Source organism: Pseudomonas sp. G3-39, assembly GCF_054790485.1.
Genome location: NZ_CP186497.1, coordinates 5,293,298 through 5,309,289, shown reverse-complemented (window position 1 = coordinate 5,309,289; position 15,992 = coordinate 5,293,298). Strand labels below are relative to the sequence as shown.

Sequence of the window (15,992 nt, the reverse complement as noted above, 5' to 3'; positions counted from 1 at the left end):
TTGATTTCTATGCAATCGCCCGGCTCATGGCTATTATTCGGACCTCATTGTGAGGCGAGACCTGCATGCTGACGTTGTTGAATCTATTAAAGGATGGTCGATTCCATTCCGGCGAGGCTCTGGGGGTTACCCTGGGAATCAGTCGAAGTGCGGTGTGGAAGCAGCTTCAGCATCTTGAGGCTGAGCTCGGGTTGTCCATAAACAAAGTCCGGGGCAGAGGCTATCAACTGGCTGCACCCTTGACGCTCCTCGACCCCCTGAAGATCAGTGCCTTAGCAGCGGTTTGGCCGATTACAGTCTTTGATTCCATCGATTCCACTAACGCAGAGGCGCTTCGCGCGATCAATCAGGGTCGAGCGGCGCCGTTTCTGGTATTGGCCGAACGACAGATTTCCGGTCGCGGTCGCAGAGGCCGCAAATGGGTAAGCCCTTTTGCTGAAAATCTCTACTACAGCCTGGTCCTGCGCATTGAAGGTGGCATGCGCCAGCTTGAGGGCTTGAGTCTGGTGGTCGGTTTGGCTGTTATGCATGCCCTGCGAAAGCTGGGGGTGGCGGGCGCAGGATTGAAGTGGCCCAACGATGTGCTGGTCGGGAACAAGAAAATCGCCGGTATTCTTCTTGAGCTAGTAGGGGATCCGGCAGATGTTTGCCATGTGGTGCTGGGTATAGGCATTAATGTGAACATGCAGGTTGCTGAAAAAGTTGACCAGCAATGGACGTCAATTCGACTCGAGACGGGTCAAACCTGCGATCGCAACGTCTTGGTGGCTGAGCTGAGCGACCAACTGCGCGGTTATATCCAGCGTCATCAGGTCCATGGTTTCTCTGCGTTCCAGGAGGAATGGGAAAAGGATCACATGTGGCAAGGTCGCCCGGTTTCTTTGGTTGCGGGCGTTAGTCATATAGAAGGCGTAGTGCTTGGTATTGATAGCCAGGGTGCGCTGCGCTTGAAGGTGGACGGCGTGGAAAAAGTATTTAGTGGTGGTGAGCTCAGTCTGAGGTTGCGTGATGATTCTTGAGCTCGACTGTGGGAATAGCTTTATCAAGTGGCGCGTATTGAATACGGCTGCTGGTGGTCTTTTCGCGGAAGGTGTTGTCGACTCGGATCAGGCTCTGGTGGATAGCTTGTGTGCATTTGAGAGCCTGTCGTTGCGCAAATGTCGGTTGGTCAGCGTAAGAACCAGCGAAGAAACTGCTGCGCTCACCCGAATTCTCGAGCAGACGTTCGGCATCTCGGTCGTTTGCGCAAAGTCGGCCAGTGAAATGTCTGGTGTCAGGAATGGCTATGACGACTATGAACGCTTGGGGCTGGATCGCTGGTTGGCGATGCTCGGTGGCTTTCATCTGGCTGCCGGCGCCTGTCTGATTCTGGATTTCGGCACTGCTGTGACAGCCGATTTTATTAATGCCGAAGGAGAGCACCTTGGAGGATTCATTTGCCCAGGGATGCCTTTGATGCGTAACCAATTACGTACACATACCCGGAAAATCCGTTATGGGGACTTGGCTGCCGAAAAAGCGTTGACGAGCCATGCTCCGGGGCGCAGTACCGTCGAGGCGGTGGAGCGAGGGTGCTCTTTAATGTTGAGAGGTTTCGTTCTGACCCAGATGGAAATGGCTCGATCCTATTGGGGGGAGCGCTTTGCTGTCTTTATTACCGGTGGCGATGCTGGATTGGTGGCGGACGTCGTGCCTGATGCTCGGATCGTCCCTGACCTGGTATTTGTAGGGTTGGCGATGGCGTGTCCTTTAACTTGAGGTTTGTATGCGTTGGTTGTTCCTGCTGCTCGTTGTTCTCAATGTGTTCTATTACGTCTGGCATCAGCAGGAGGCGCCCTTGCGTGCAAAAGATGTCACTCCTCTCAGCATGTACCGCGGGTCCCAGCAAGATATTCGCTTATTGAGTGAGGCGACTGGTGACTCGGCGGGAGTGCAAGGCGCGCGCCATACCGGACAGGAGTGTCTGTTTTTGGGTGGTTTGACTCAAGAAAGCAGCCTTTCCGCGCTACAGATGCGTCTAGCGGGCATGAGTGTGAAGGTTCAGGCATCGCAAAAGGATCTTCCCGAGCCTGGATATTGGTTGCGCATTGCGCCCGAGAGCCAGCGTTTATTGGGGGATGTGCAGTTGCAGAACCTTTCCAAGGAATTCAATGAGTTAAAACATAAAATAATGCTGTGTGAGGGGGTTGCACCGCTGGAATAGTTTGCATAGAATGGCGCCCGCTCCACAGCGAACACCTAAACAGGTTGTCAAAGCGGAGTGGTGTCAACGCAGCTAACCTCAGGTTTTTAATGAGAAAATGCTTGACAGAAGGTCGGCATAGTATAGAATGCCGGCTCGCTTAGGAGGGGTTCCCGAGCGGCCAAAGGGATCAGACTGTAAATCTGACGTCTACGACTTCGAAGGTTCGAATCCTTCCCCCTCCACCATTTTTAGCGTGAGCTGCAAGCTCCGCGGGTATAGTTTAGTGGTAGAACCTCAGCCTTCCAAGCTGATGATGCGGGTTCGATTCCCGCTACCCGCTCCAAGTTTGCAGGTTGTGCAGAGTGTTACGCTCTTGTAGCTCAGTTGGTAGAGCACACCCTTGGTAAGGGTGAGGTCAGCGGTTCAAATCCGCTCAAGAGCTCCATATAACAAGGCAGATATGAAAATATCTGCCTTTGTTTTAATGGTAGATATCGTTCGTCTAATTCTTCTGTTGAGGGTGTTATCGATGGCTAAGGAAAAATTTGATCGTTCCCTGCCCCACGTCAACGTAGGGACCATTGGTCACGTTGACCACGGTAAAACCACTCTGACCGCTGCTCTGACTCGCGTCTGCTCCGAAGTTTTCGGTTCGGCCGTAGTTGAATTCGACAAGATCGACAGCGCTCCAGAAGAAAAAGCTCGCGGTATCACCATCAACACCGCTCACGTTGAGTACAACTCGACTATTCGTCACTACGCTCACGTTGACTGCCCAGGTCACGCTGACTACGTGAAGAACATGATCACCGGTGCTGCCCAGATGGACGGCGCGATCCTGGTTTGCTCGGCCGCTGATGGTCCGATGCCGCAAACCCGTGAGCACATCCTGCTGTCCCGTCAGGTAGGCGTTCCGTACATCGTGGTTTTCCTGAACAAGGCTGACCTGGTAGACGACGCTGAGCTGCTGGAACTGGTTGAGATGGAAGTTCGCGACCTGCTGTCTACTTATGACTTCCCAGGCGACGACACTCCGATCATCATCGGTTCGGCTCGTATGGCGCTGGAAGGCAAAGACGACAACGAAATGGGCACCACTGCCGTTCGTAAGCTGGTTGAAACTCTGGATACCTACATCCCAGAACCAGTTCGTATGATCGACAAGCCATTCCTGATGCCAATCGAAGACGTATTCTCGATCTCGGGTCGCGGTACTGTTGTGACTGGTCGTATCGAGCGCGGTATCGTTCGCGTTCAAGATGCACTGGAAATCGTTGGTCTGCGTGACACCACTACCACCACCTGCACCGGTGTTGAGATGTTCCGCAAGCTGCTCGACGAAGGTCGTGCTGGCGAGAACTGCGGCGTTCTGCTGCGTGGTACCAAGCGTGACGACGTTGAGCGTGGTCAGGTTCTGGTTAAGCCAGGTTCGGTTAAGCCGCACACCAAGTTCACCGCAGAAGTTTACGTTCTGAGCAAGGAAGAAGGCGGTCGTCACACTCCGTTCTTCAAAGGCTACCGTCCACAGTTCTACTTCCGTACTACTGACGTGACTGGTAACTGCGAGCTGCCAGAAGGCGTTGAAATGGTAATGCCAGGTGACAACATTCAGATGACTGTTACCCTGATCAAAACCATCGCGATGGAAGACGGTCTGCGTTTCGCTATCCGTGAAGGCGGTCGTACCGTCGGCGCTGGCGTCGTAGCTAAAATCATCGAATAAGCGGTTGTAATGTATTTTTCGGGCCGGCATAATGGTCGGCCTGATTTTGTTTTAGGTCAGTAGCTCAATTGGCAGAGCGACGGTCTCCAAAACCGTAGGTTGGGGGTTCGATTCCCTCCTGACCTGCCAGATTCACTCGGTGTGTCTGGCTTTCTTTTCACAGGATCTTCATAGATGACTCCTAAGGCTGAAGCTCAAGGCTCTCGCTTCGATCTGCTCAAGTGGCTTGTAGTAGCTGCTTTGGTGGTTGTTGGCGTTGTTGGCAATCAGTATTACGCTGCTTCGCCGATCCTGTACCGTGTACTCGCTTTGCTCGTAATTGCTGCTGTAGCTGCCTTTGTAGGCTTGCAGACTGCAAAGGGCAAGTCGTTCTTTGTACTGGTTAAGGAAGCGCGCACCGAGATTCGTAAAGTCGTATGGCCAACTCGCCAGGAAACCACGCAGACAACGTTGATCGTTGTTGCTGTGGTTATCGTTATGGCGTTGCTGTTGTGGGGTGTTGATTCCCTGCTCGGCTGGCTTGTTTCCTTGATTGTCGGCTAAGGGTGTCCCGTGGCTAAGCGTTGGTACGTTGTGCATGCTTACTCGGGTTACGAGAAGCATGTCATGCGCTCGCTGATTGAGCGCGTTAAGCTGGCTGGCATGGAAGATGGCTTCGGCGAAATTCTGGTTCCCACTGAAGAAGTGGTTGAAATGCGTAATGGCCAGAAGCGCAAAAGCGAACGCAAGTTCTTCCCAGGCTATGTGCTGGTACAGATGGATATGAATGAGGGTACTTGGCACTTGGTCAAGGATACTCCTCGGGTGATGGGCTTCATTGGCGGTACCGCCGACAAGCCTGCTCCAATCACCGACAAAGAGGCGGAAGCCATTCTGCGTCGCGTGGCTGATGGTAGCGATAAGCCGAAACCGAAGACTCTGTTTGAGCCGGGTGAGGTAGTTCGTGTTACTGACGGTCCATTCGCTGACTTTAACGGCACCGTCGAAGAAGTTAACTACGAAAAGAGCCGTGTCCAGGTGGCAGTGCTTATTTTCGGTCGCTCTACTCCGGTAGAGTTGGAGTTCAGTCAGGTCGAAAAGGTCTAGCTGAACAAGCATCCCAACCCCGCAGCCCTAGGCTGTGGGGTTTTGTCGTCACTGGGATAAACGCGCAAGTAACCGGGGAGCCTTTCGAGGCGTTCGAACCCGTAATTGGAGTGCCTCATGGCCAAGAAGATTACCGCTTACATCAAGCTGCAAGTGAAGGCCGCTCAGGCTAACCCAAGCCCACCTGTTGGTCCTGCTCTGGGTCAGCACGGCGTGAACATCATGGAATTCTGCAAGGCTTTCAACGCCCGTACTCAGGGTCTTGAAGCAGGTCTGCCGACTCCAGTGATCATCACTGTCTACAGCGACCGTAGCTTCACTTTCGAAACCAAATCCACCCCTGCTTCGGTTCTGCTGAAGAAGGCGGCCGGTCTGACCAGCGGTTCCGCTCGTCCGAACACCGTTAAGGTTGGCACTGTTACCCGTGCTCAGCTGGAAGAAATCGCGAAAACCAAAAACGCGGATCTGACTGCAGCTGATATGGATGCAGCCGTGCGTACTATCGCCGGTTCTGCTCGTAGCATGGGCCTTAACGTGGAGGGTGTGTAATGGCTAAGCTGACCAAGCGTCAAAAGGCTATCGCCGGCAAAATCGAAGCAGGCAAGGCCTACAACATTGTAGACGCTGCTGCTCTGCTGGCTGAGCTGTCGACTGTCAAGTTCAGCGAGTCGTTCGACGTTGCTGTAAACCTGGGTGTAGACCCGCGTAAATCCGACCAGGTTGTTCGTAGCGCTACTGTGCTGCCACACGGCACTGGCAAGACCGTTCGCGTTGCTGTGTTCACCCAGGGTCCAGCTGCTGAGGCCGCTCTGGCTGCCGGCGCTGACCGTGTAGGTATGGACGACCTGGCTGCCGAAATGAAAGGCGGCGACCTGAACTATGACGTAGTGATCGCATCCCCGGATGCCATGCGCGTTGTAGGTCAGCTGGGTCAGATCCTCGGTCCACGTGGCCTGATGCCTAACCCGAAAGTCGGCACCGTAACTCCAGACGTAGCTACCGCGGTTAAAAACGCCAAGGCTGGTCAGGTTCGTTATCGCACCGACAAAAACGGCATCATCCACACTTCCGTTGGCAAGATCGGCTTCGATGCCGTCAAGCTGAAGGAAAACGTTGAAGCCCTGATCGCTGATCTGAAGCGTATCAAGCCAGCTTCCTCGAAAGGTATTTACGTCAAGCGCGTTACCCTGAGCACCACTATGGGCCCAGGTCTGGTTATCGACCAGAGCTCGCTGGACGCGTAAGACAAAGGTTGGCGCGATTATTCGCGCCAATTGAAAGATTGGGGTCCCTGCCTGGCGGGGGCTATCCAAGACCGTAGGCGGCGCAAGCCTTAAACCACAAGCCTACGCAGATGGTGCTCCCGGTTCCTTACCGAATCAGACACCAAAACGACATTCGGTTTCGACCGAGTGAAACGGTAACAAGCAGGAGTTAAACCCGTGGCAATTAATCTCGAAGACAAGAAGGCCATCGTCGCTGAAGTCAACGAGGCTGCCAAAGTCGCTCTGTCCGCTGTCGTGGTTGATGCCCGTGGCGTAACAGTAGGCGCAATGACCGGACTCCGTAAAGAGGCTCGTGAAGCTGGCGTTTACGTACGTGTTGTACGTAACACCCTGCTCAAGCGCGCAGTTGCTGACACTGAATACAGTGTCCTCAACGACGTGTTCACCGGCCCGACCCTGATTGCATTCTCGAACGAACATCCGGGCGCTGCTGCCCGTATCTTCAAAGAGTTTGCCAAGGGTCAGGACAAGTTCGAGATCAAGGCAGCTGCGTTCGAGGGCAAGTTCCTCGCAGCTAATCAGATCGACGTACTGGCAACTCTGCCGACCCGTGACGAAGCAATTTCTCAGCTGATGAGCGTGATTCAAGGCGCTACCAGCAAGTTGGCTCGTACTCTGGCGGCAATTCGCGACCAGAAAGAAGCTGCCGCAGCCTAAGGCTCGTCAACTTCTCGCGTTTTTTGTTTATTTCGATGGTCGCGTAGGCCGTCCCCCAATTCAGGAATTGAGTCATGTCTCTGACTAACGAACAAATCATCGAAGCAATCGGCCAGAAATCCGTAGTGGAAATCGTTGAGCTGATCAAAGCGATGGAAGAAACCTTCGGTGTTACCGCTGCTGCTGCTTCGGCTGGCCCAGCTGTAGCTGCTGCTGCTGTTGAAGAGCAAACCGAGTTCAACGTTGTTCTGCTGGAAGCTGGCGAGAAGAAGGTTAACGTGATCAAGGCAGTTCGTGAACTGACCGGTCTGGGCCTGAAAGAAGCCAAAGAGAAAGTAGACGGCGCTCCTCAGGTTGTAGCTGAAGGCGTTTCGAAAGAAGCTGCTGAAGACGCCAAGAAGAAGCTGGAAGAAGCAGGCGCTAAAGTCGAGCTGAAATAAGTATCGACTTTGCTCCTCCAGCCCGAGCGTCAAGCGACAGGCTGATGGCTGGTGGCTCTTGCCACCGGCCTTTTTCCGTTATTGGCAGCCGACTGGGTCGGTGCTGATAAAGGCGCTGTAACCACCCGATGCGGTGGCGCAAACCATGGGGTTTGCACGATTTTCTGGCTGCTCCCGTCGGGAGGGGCCAAACAAGCAGGTGACCAAGCTGGGGAACGCTGATGGCTTACTCATATACTGAGAAAAAACGTATCCGCAAGGACTTTAGCAAGTTGCCGGACGTCATGGATGTGCCGTACCTCCTGGCCATCCAGCTGGATTCGTATCGTGAATTCTTGCAAGCGGGAGCGACTAAAGATCAGTTCCGCGACGTGGGCCTGCATGCGGCCTTCAAATCCGTTTTCCCGATCATCAGCTACTCCGGCAATGCTGCGCTGGAGTACGTCGGTTATCGCCTGGGCGAACCGGCATTTGATGTCAAAGAATGCGTATTGCGCGGTGTAACTTTCGCCGTACCTTTGCGGGTAAAAGTGCGCCTGATCATTTTCGACAAAGAATCGTCGAACAAAGCGATCAAGGACATCAAAGAGCAAGAAGTCTACATGGGCGAAATCCCATTGATGACTGAGAACGGTACCTTCGTAATCAACGGTACCGAGCGTGTTATCGTTTCCCAGCTGCACCGTTCCCCGGGCGTGTTCTTTGACCACGACCGCGGCAAGACGCACAGTTCCGGTAAACTGCTGTACTCCGCGCGCATCATTCCTTACCGCGGTTCGTGGCTGGACTTCGAGTTCGACCCGAAAGACTGCGTGTTCGTGCGTATCGACCGTCGTCGCAAGCTGCCGGCCTCGGTGCTGCTGCGCGCGCTCGGCTACACCACCGAAGAAGTGCTGGACGCTTTCTACACCACCAACGTATTCCACGTTAAAGGCGAAGGCCTGAGCCTGGAACTGGTGCCGCAGCGTCTGCGCGGTGAAGTAGCTGTCCTCGATATCCAGGACGATAAAGGCAAGGTTATTGTCGAGCAGGGCCGTCGTATTACTGCCCGCCACATCAACCAGCTGGAAAAGGCCGGGATCAAAGAGCTGGACGTGCCTCTGGACTACGTCCTGGGTCGCACCACCGCCAAGGTCATCGTGCATCCGGCTACCGGCGAAATCCTGGCAGAGTGCAACACCGAGCTGTCGACCGAAGTCCTGGCGAAAATCGCCAAGGCCGGCGTTGTTCGCATCGAAACTCTGTACACCAACGACATCGACTGCGGTCCGTTCATCTCCGACACGCTGAAGATCGACTCCACCAGCAACCAATTGGAAGCACTGGTCGAGATCTATCGCATGATGCGTCCAGGCGAGCCGCCGACCAAAGACGCTGCCGAAACCCTGTTCAACAACCTGTTCTTCAGCCCTGAGCGCTATGACCTGTCTGCGGTCGGCCGGATGAAGTTCAACCGTCGTATCGGTCGTACCGAGATCGAAGGTTCGGGCGTGTTGTGCAAGGAAGACATCGTCGCGGTCCTGAAGACTCTGGTCGACATCCGTAATGGTAAAGGCATCGTCGATGACATCGACCACCTGGGTAACCGTCGTGTTCGCTGCGTAGGCGAAATGGCCGAGAACCAGTTCCGCGTTGGCCTGGTACGTGTTGAGCGTGCGGTCAAAGAGCGTCTGTCGATGGCTGAAAGCGAAGGCCTGATGCCGCAAGACCTGATCAACGCCAAGCCAGTGGCTGCGGCGGTAAAAGAGTTCTTCGGTTCCAGCCAGCTCTCGCAGTTCATGGACCAGAACAACCCGCTGTCCGAGATCACCCACAAGCGTCGTGTCTCTGCACTCGGCCCTGGCGGTCTGACTCGCGAGCGCGCAGGCTTTGAAGTCCGTGACGTACACCCGACTCACTACGGTCGTGTATGCCCGATTGAAACGCCGGAAGGTCCGAACATCGGTCTGATCAACTCCCTGGCTGCTTATGCCCGCACCAACCAGTACGGTTTCCTGGAAAGCCCGTACCGTGTGGTGAAAGAGGGTGTAGTCACCGACGAGATCGTGTTCCTGTCCGCCATTGAAGAAGCCGATCATGTGATCGCGCAGGCTTCGGCGACCATGAACGAGCAGAAAGTCCTGATCGACGAACTGGTAGCCGTACGTCACCTGAACGAATTCACCGTCAAGGCGCCGGAAGACGTCACCCTGATGGACGTTTCGCCGAAGCAGGTAGTTTCGGTTGCAGCGTCGCTGATTCCGTTCCTCGAGCACGACGACGCCAACCGTGCGTTGATGGGTTCGAACATGCAGCGTCAGGCTGTACCAACCCTGCGCGCTGACAAGCCGCTGGTAGGTACCGGCATGGAGCGTAACGTGGCCCGCGACTCCGGCGTTTGCGTCGTGGCTCGTCGTGGCGGCGTGATCGACTCCGTTGATGCCAGCCGTATCGTGGTTCGTGTTGCTGATGACGAAGTTGAAACTGGCGAAGCTGGTGTCGACATCTACAACCTGACCAAATACACCCGCTCGAACCAGAACACCTGCATCAACCAGCGTCCGCTGGTGAGCAAGGGTGATCGCGTTCAGCGTAGCGACATCATGGCTGACGGCCCGTCCACCGACATGGGTGAACTGGCACTGGGTCAGAACATGCGCATCGCGTTCATGGCATGGAACGGCTTCAACTTCGAAGACTCCATCTGCCTGTCCGAGCGTGTGGTTCAGGAAGACCGCTTCACCACGATTCACATTCAGGAACTGACCTGTGTGGCTCGTGACACCAAGCTTGGCCCAGAGGAAATCACTGCGGACATCCCGAACGTGGGTGAGGCTGCACTGAACAAGCTGGACGAAGCCGGTATCGTTTACGTAGGTGCTGAAGTAGGCGCAGGCGACATCCTGGTCGGTAAAGTCACTCCGAAAGGCGAGACCCAACTGACTCCGGAAGAAAAACTGCTGCGTGCGATCTTCGGTGAAAAAGCCAGCGACGTTAAAGACACCTCCCTGCGTGTACCTACCGGTACCAAAGGTACTGTCATCGACGTACAGGTCTTCACCCGCGACGGCGTTGAGCGTGATGCTCGTGCTCTGTCGATCGAGAAGTCCCAGTTGGACGAGATCCGCAAGGATTTGAACGAAGAGTTCCGTATCGTAGAAGGCGCGACCTTCGAACGTCTGCGCTCCGCTCTGGTAGGCCACAAGGCTGAAGGCGGCGCCGGTCTGAAGAAAGGTCAGGACATCACCGACGAAGTTCTCGACGGTCTTGAGCATGGTCAGTGGTTCAAACTGCGCATGGCTGAAGATGCTCTGAACGAGCAGCTCGAGAAGGCTCAGGCCTACATCGTTGATCGTCGCCGTCTGCTGGACGACAAGTTCGAAGACAAGAAGCGCAAACTGCAGCAGGGCGATGACCTGGCTCCAGGCGTGCTGAAAATCGTCAAGGTTTACCTGGCAATCCGTCGTCGCATCCAGCCGGGCGACAAGATGGCCGGTCGTCACGGTAACAAAGGTGTGGTCTCCGTGATCATGCCGGTTGAAGACATGCCGCACGATGCCAATGGCACCCCGGTCGACGTCGTCCTCAACCCGTTGGGCGTACCTTCGCGTATGAACGTTGGTCAGATCCTTGAAACCCACCTGGGCCTCGCGGCCAAAGGTCTGGGCGAGAAGATCAACCGGATGGTCGAAGAGCAGCGTAAAGTCGCTGAACTGCGTACCTTCCTCGACGAGATCTACAACCAGATCGGCGGTCGTAACGAAGATCTGGATAGCTTCTCCGATCAGGAAATCCTGGATCTGGCGAAAAACCTGCGTGGCGGCGTTCCAATGGCCACTCCAGTGTTCGACGGCGCCAAGGAAAGCGAAATCAAGGCCATGCTGAAACTGGCAGACCTGCCGGAAAGCGGCCAAATGCAGCTGACTGACGGCCGTACCGGCAACAAGTTCGAGCGTCCAGTTACCGTTGGCTACATGTACATGCTGAAGCTGAACCACTTGGTAGACGACAAGATGCACGCGCGTTCTACCGGTTCGTACAGCCTGGTTACCCAGCAGCCGCTGGGTGGTAAGGCACAGTTCGGTGGTCAGCGTTTCGGGGAGATGGAGGTCTGGGCACTGGAAGCATACGGTGCCGCTTACACTCTGCAAGAAATGCTCACAGTGAAGTCGGACGATGTGAACGGCCGTACCAAGATGTACAAAAACATCGTGGATGGCGATCACCGTATGGAGCCGGGCATGCCCGAGTCCTTCAACGTGTTGATCAAGGAAATTCGTTCCCTCGGCATCGATATCGATCTGGAAACCGAATAACACGTGACGCGATCGAGAGCGGGGCAGGACTGCCCGCTCTCTGCTCCGCCAGGAGGAAAGGCCTTGAAAGACCTACTGAATTTGCTGAAAAACCAGGGTCAAGTCGAAGAGTTCGACGCCATCCGTATCGGATTGGCCTCGCCTGAGATGATCCGCTCGTGGTCGTTCGGTGAAGTTAAAAAGCCGGAAACCATCAACTACCGTACGTTCAAACCTGAGCGTGACGGTCTGTTCTGCGCCAAGATCTTTGGCCCGGTAAAGGATTACGAGTGCCTGTGCGGTAAGTACAAGCGCTTGAAGCACCGTGGTGTGATCTGCGAGAAGTGCGGCGTTGAAGTTGCACTGGCCAAGGTTCGTCGTGAGCGCATGGCGCACATCGAACTGGCTTCGCCGGTTGCCCACATCTGGTTCCTGAAATCGCTGCCGTCCCGTATCGGCCTGCTGATGGACATGACCCTGCGTGATATCGAACGCGTTCTCTACTTCGAGAGCTACGTCGTTATCGATCCAGGCATGACCACCCTTGAAAAAGGTCAGCTGCTGAACGACGAACAGTACTTCGAAGCGCTGGAAGAGTTCGGTGACGACTTCGACGCCCGCATGGGTGCTGAAGCTGTCCGTGAACTGCTGCACGCTATCGACCTGGAGCACGAGATTGGTCGTCTGCGCGAAGAAATTCCGCAAACCAACTCGGAAACCAAGATCAAGAAGCTGTCCAAGCGTCTGAAGTTGATGGAAGCCTTCCAGGGTTCCGGCAACCTGCCAGAGTGGATGGTGCTGACCGTTCTGCCGGTTCTGCCGCCAGATCTGCGTCCACTGGTCCCGCTGGATGGCGGTCGTTTCGCGACTTCCGACCTCAACGATCTGTATCGTCGAGTGATCAACCGTAACAACCGTTTGAAGCGCCTGCTGGATCTGTCCGCTCCGGACATCATCGTGCGCAACGAAAAGCGTATGTTGCAGGAAGCTGTCGATGCACTGCTCGACAACGGTCGTCGTGGCCGCGCTATCACCGGTTCGAACAAGCGTCCTCTGAAATCCCTGGCTGACATGATCAAGGGTAAGCAGGGTCGTTTCCGTCAGAACTTGCTCGGTAAGCGTGTTGACTACTCCGGTCGTTCGGTAATTACCGTAGGTCCGACCCTGCGTCTGCACCAGTGCGGTCTGCCGAAGAAGATGGCTCTCGAGCTGTTCAAACCATTCATTTTCGGCAAGCTGGAAATGCGTGGTCTCGCGACCACCATCAAAGCGGCCAAGAAAATGGTCGAGCGCGAACTGCCAGAGGTTTGGGACGTTCTCGCTGAAGTGATTCGCGAACACCCGGTTCTTCTCAACCGTGCACCGACCCTTCACCGTCTGGGTATCCAGGCGTTTGAACCGGTCCTGATCGAAGGTAAGGCTATCCAGCTGCACCCGCTGGTCTGCGCCGCGTACAACGCCGACTTCGACGGCGACCAAATGGCCGTGCACGTACCGCTGACGCTGGAAGCCCAGCTCGAAGCGCGTGCGTTGATGATGTCGACCAACAACATTCTGTCGCCAGCCAACGGTGAGCCAATCATCGTTCCGTCGCAGGACGTTGTATTGGGTCTGTACTACATGACTCGTGAAGCGATCAACGCCAAGGGCGAAGGTCGTGTGTTCGCGGATCTGCAGGAAGTTGACCGTGTGTTCCGTGCCGGCGAAGCCGCACTGCACGCCAAGGTCAAGGTTCGTATCAACGAAACCGTCAACGACCGTGACGGCAACAGCGTGAGCAACACTCGTATCGTCGACACCACTGTCGGCCGTGCGCTGCTGTTCCAGGTTGTGCCAAAAGGTCTGTCGTACGATGTCGTCAACCTGCCGATGAAGAAAAAGGCGATCTCCAAGCTGATCAACCAGTGCTACCGCGTGGTTGGTCTGAAAGAGACCGTGATCTTCGCTGACCAGTTGATGTACACCGGTTTCGCTTACTCGACCATCTCCGGCGTTTCCATCGGTGTTAACGACTTCGTTATCCCGGACGAAAAAGCCCGCATCATCGGTGCAGCCACCGACGAAGTGAAAGAGATCGAGAGCCAGTACGCCTCCGGCCTGGTAACCCAGGGCGAGAAGTACAACAAAGTGATCGACCTTTGGTCGAAGGCGAACGACGAAGTTTCCAAGGCGATGATGGCCAACCTCTCGAAAGAGAAAGTCATCGACCGTCATGGCGATGAAGTTGACCAAGAGTCCTTCAACTCGATGTACATGATGGCCGACTCGGGTGCGCGGGGTTCCGCAGCGCAGATTCGTCAGCTGGCCGGTATGCGTGGTCTGATGGCCAAGCCGGACGGTTCCATCATTGAAACGCCGATTACTGCGAACTTCCGTGAAGGTCTGAGCGTACTTCAGTACTTCATCTCGACTCACGGTGCTCGTAAAGGTCTGGCGGATACCGCGTTGAAAACTGCGAACTCCGGTTACCTGACTCGTCGTCTGGTAGACGTGGCGCAGGATCTGGTTGTAACCGAGATCGATTGCGGCACTGAACACGGTCTGTTGATGACTCCGCACATTGAAGGCGGTGACGTTGTAGAGCCGTTGGGTGAGCGCGTATTGGGTCGTGTTATTGCCCGTGACGTATTCAAGCCAGGCACCGAGGACGTTATCGTTCCTGCCGGTACCCTGGTAGACGAGAAGTGGGTCGAGTTCATCGAGCTGAACAGCATCGACGAAGTGATCGTGCGTTCGCCGATCAGCTGCGAAACCCGCTATGGCATTTGCGCCAAGTGCTACGGCCGTGATCTGGCTCGTGGTCACCAGGTGAACATCGGTGAAGCGGTCGGCGTTATTGCTGCCCAGTCCATCGGTGAGCCGGGTACCCAGCTGACGATGCGTACGTTCCACATCGGTGGTGCGGCAAGCCGTACTTCCGCAGCCGACAGCGTTCAGGTGAAGAATGGCGGTACTGTCCGTCTGCACAACCTGAAACACGTTGAGCGAGTGGATGGCCACCTGGTTGCCGTGTCCCGTTCCGGTGAGCTGGCAATCGCTGATGACTTCGGTCGTGAGCGTGAGCGTTACAAGCTGCCGTACGGTGCTGTGATTTCGGTTAAAGAAGGTGACAAGGTCGACGCTGGCGCAATCGTGGCCAAGTGGGATCCGCACACTCACCCGATCGTTACCGAAATGAAAGGTACCGTGACCTACGTGGGCATGGAAGAAGGCATCACGATCAAGCGTCAGACTGACGAATTGACCGGTATGACCAACATTGAAGTACTCGACGCGAAAGATCGTCCAGCTGCGGGCAAAGAAATCCGTCCAGCAGTGAAGATGGTCGACGACAACGGCAAGGATCTGTTGCTGCCAGGCACTGACGTTATCGCTCAGTACTTCCTGCCAGCCAACGCTCTGGTCGGTGTTGCGGACGGTGCGAAGATCGCGATCGGTGATGTTATCGCTCGTATCCCGCAAGAAACTTCGAAGACCCGTGACATCACCGGTGGTCTGCCGCGTGTTGCCGACTTGTTCGAAGCTCGTCGTCCGAAGGAAGCGTCGATTCTGGCTGAAGTCAGCGGCACCATCGCGTTCGGTAAAGAGACCAAAGGCAAGCGCCGTCTGGTCATTACCCCGAACGACGGTAGCGATCCGTACGAAGAGCTGATTCCGAAGTGGCGTCACCTGAACGTGTTCGAAGGCGAACAGGTAAACCGCGGCGAAGTTATCTCCGACGGTCCAAGCGATCCGCACGACATCCTGCGTCTGCTGGGTGTGAGCGCGCTGGCCAAGTACATCGTGAACGAGATCCAGGACGTTTACCGTCTGCAAGGCGTGAAGATCAACGACAAGCACATCGAGACCATCCTGCGTCAGATGCTGCGTAAAGTTGAGATCTCCGAATCCGGCGATTCCAGCTTCATCAAGGGCGACCAGATGGAACTGACTCACGTACTGGTAGAGAACGAACGTCTGAGCGCGGAAGACAAGTTTGTCTCCAAGTTCACTCGCGTTCTGCTGGGTATCACCAAGGCGTCGTTGTCCACCGAATCGTTCATCTCGGCGGCTTCCTTCCAGGAAACCACCCGCGTACTGACCGAAGCGGCAGTCACTGGCAAGCGCGACTACCTGCGCGGCCTGAAAGAAAACGTGGTCGTGGGTCGTCTGATCCCGGCCGGTACCGGTCTGGCATATCACAGCGAGCGCAAGCGTCGTCGTGATGCAGACAAGCCGTTGCGCGTAAGCGCCAGTGAAGTGGAAGCTGCACTGACCGAAGCGCTGAACTCGAGCGGTAACTGAGTTCTGCGGTAACTAAGCTGAGGCCCTGATCGCTCCGTTCGTCGAATCGAGACAAAT

The 15,992-nt window shown here is 55.4% G+C and carries 12 protein-coding genes and 4 tRNA genes; all 16 read left to right on the top strand.

Translation table 11 applies throughout. The features are described from left to right. The first annotated feature begins 65 nt into the window (after positions 1-65). On the top strand, positions 66-1,019 hold the full coding sequence (gene birA, locus ACOYXG_RS24030) for a bifunctional biotin--[acetyl-CoA-carboxylase] ligase/biotin operon repressor BirA (protein ID WP_460354365.1): 954 nt from the start codon (positions 66-68) through the stop codon (positions 1,017-1,019). After that, positions 1,009-1,758, top strand: coding sequence for a pantothenate kinase (locus tag ACOYXG_RS24025; RefSeq protein WP_027614312.1), 750 nt, complete (start codon positions 1,009-1,011; stop codon positions 1,756-1,758). The genes birA and ACOYXG_RS24025 overlap by 11 nt, the downstream gene beginning before the upstream one ends. Positions 1,759-1,765: 7 nt before the next feature. Further along, positions 1,766-2,203 (top strand): hypothetical protein, encoded by a 438-nt coding sequence (locus tag ACOYXG_RS24020; RefSeq protein WP_460354362.1) that lies wholly within the window; start codon positions 1,766-1,768, stop codon positions 2,201-2,203. Positions 2,204-2,345: 142 nt separating this feature from the next. Beyond that, positions 2,346-2,430 (top strand) — tRNA-Tyr (locus ACOYXG_RS24015). A 24-nt stretch (positions 2,431-2,454) separates the two neighbouring features. Next, positions 2,455-2,528, top strand: a tRNA-Gly gene (locus ACOYXG_RS24010). 26 nt (positions 2,529-2,554) lie between these two features. Further along, positions 2,555-2,630: transfer RNA gene (locus tag ACOYXG_RS24005), tRNA-Thr, on the top strand. 84 nt (positions 2,631-2,714) lie between these two features. Then, positions 2,715-3,908, top strand: coding sequence for an elongation factor Tu (tuf, locus tag ACOYXG_RS24000; protein WP_024014521.1), 1,194 nt, complete (start codon positions 2,715-2,717; stop codon positions 3,906-3,908). A 53-nt stretch (positions 3,909-3,961) separates the two neighbouring features. Continuing rightward, positions 3,962-4,037: transfer RNA gene (locus ACOYXG_RS23995), tRNA-Trp, on the top strand. A 45-nt stretch (positions 4,038-4,082) separates the two neighbouring features. Continuing rightward, positions 4,083-4,451, top strand: coding sequence for a preprotein translocase subunit SecE (secE, locus tag ACOYXG_RS23990; RefSeq protein WP_041074957.1), 369 nt, complete (start codon positions 4,083-4,085; stop codon positions 4,449-4,451). Positions 4,452-4,460: 9 nt separating this feature from the next. Beyond that, on the top strand, positions 4,461-4,994 hold the full coding sequence (gene nusG / locus ACOYXG_RS23985; RefSeq protein ID WP_025113545.1) for a transcription termination/antitermination protein NusG: 534 nt from the start codon (positions 4,461-4,463) through the stop codon (positions 4,992-4,994). A gap of 117 nt (positions 4,995-5,111) precedes the next feature. Further along, positions 5,112-5,543 (top strand): 50S ribosomal protein L11, encoded by a 432-nt coding sequence (rplK, locus tag ACOYXG_RS23980; protein WP_003228756.1) that lies wholly within the window; start codon positions 5,112-5,114, stop codon positions 5,541-5,543. Next, on the top strand, positions 5,543-6,238 hold the full coding sequence (rplA, locus tag ACOYXG_RS23975; RefSeq protein ID WP_003228754.1) for a 50S ribosomal protein L1: 696 nt from the start codon (positions 5,543-5,545) through the stop codon (positions 6,236-6,238). The genes rplK and rplA overlap by 1 nt, the downstream gene beginning before the upstream one ends. Positions 6,239-6,436: 198 nt before the next feature. Beyond that, complete coding sequence (gene rplJ / locus ACOYXG_RS23970) at positions 6,437-6,937, top strand: 50S ribosomal protein L10 (protein WP_003228752.1); 501 nt, start codon at positions 6,437-6,439, stop codon at positions 6,935-6,937. Positions 6,938-7,011: 74 nt separating this feature from the next. Further along, positions 7,012-7,377: a 50S ribosomal protein L7/L12 gene (gene rplL / locus ACOYXG_RS23965; RefSeq protein WP_007962228.1), complete on the top strand. Its 366-nt coding sequence runs from the start codon at positions 7,012-7,014 to the stop codon at positions 7,375-7,377. 221 nt (positions 7,378-7,598) lie between these two features. Beyond that, on the top strand, positions 7,599-11,672 hold the full coding sequence (gene rpoB, locus ACOYXG_RS23960; RefSeq protein WP_027614262.1) for a DNA-directed RNA polymerase subunit beta: 4,074 nt from the start codon (positions 7,599-7,601) through the stop codon (positions 11,670-11,672). 63 nt (positions 11,673-11,735) lie between these two features. Next, positions 11,736-15,935 (top strand): DNA-directed RNA polymerase subunit beta', encoded by a 4,200-nt coding sequence (gene rpoC, locus ACOYXG_RS23955; protein ID WP_027614261.1) that lies wholly within the window; start codon positions 11,736-11,738, stop codon positions 15,933-15,935. Positions 15,936-15,992 lie beyond the last annotated feature (57 nt).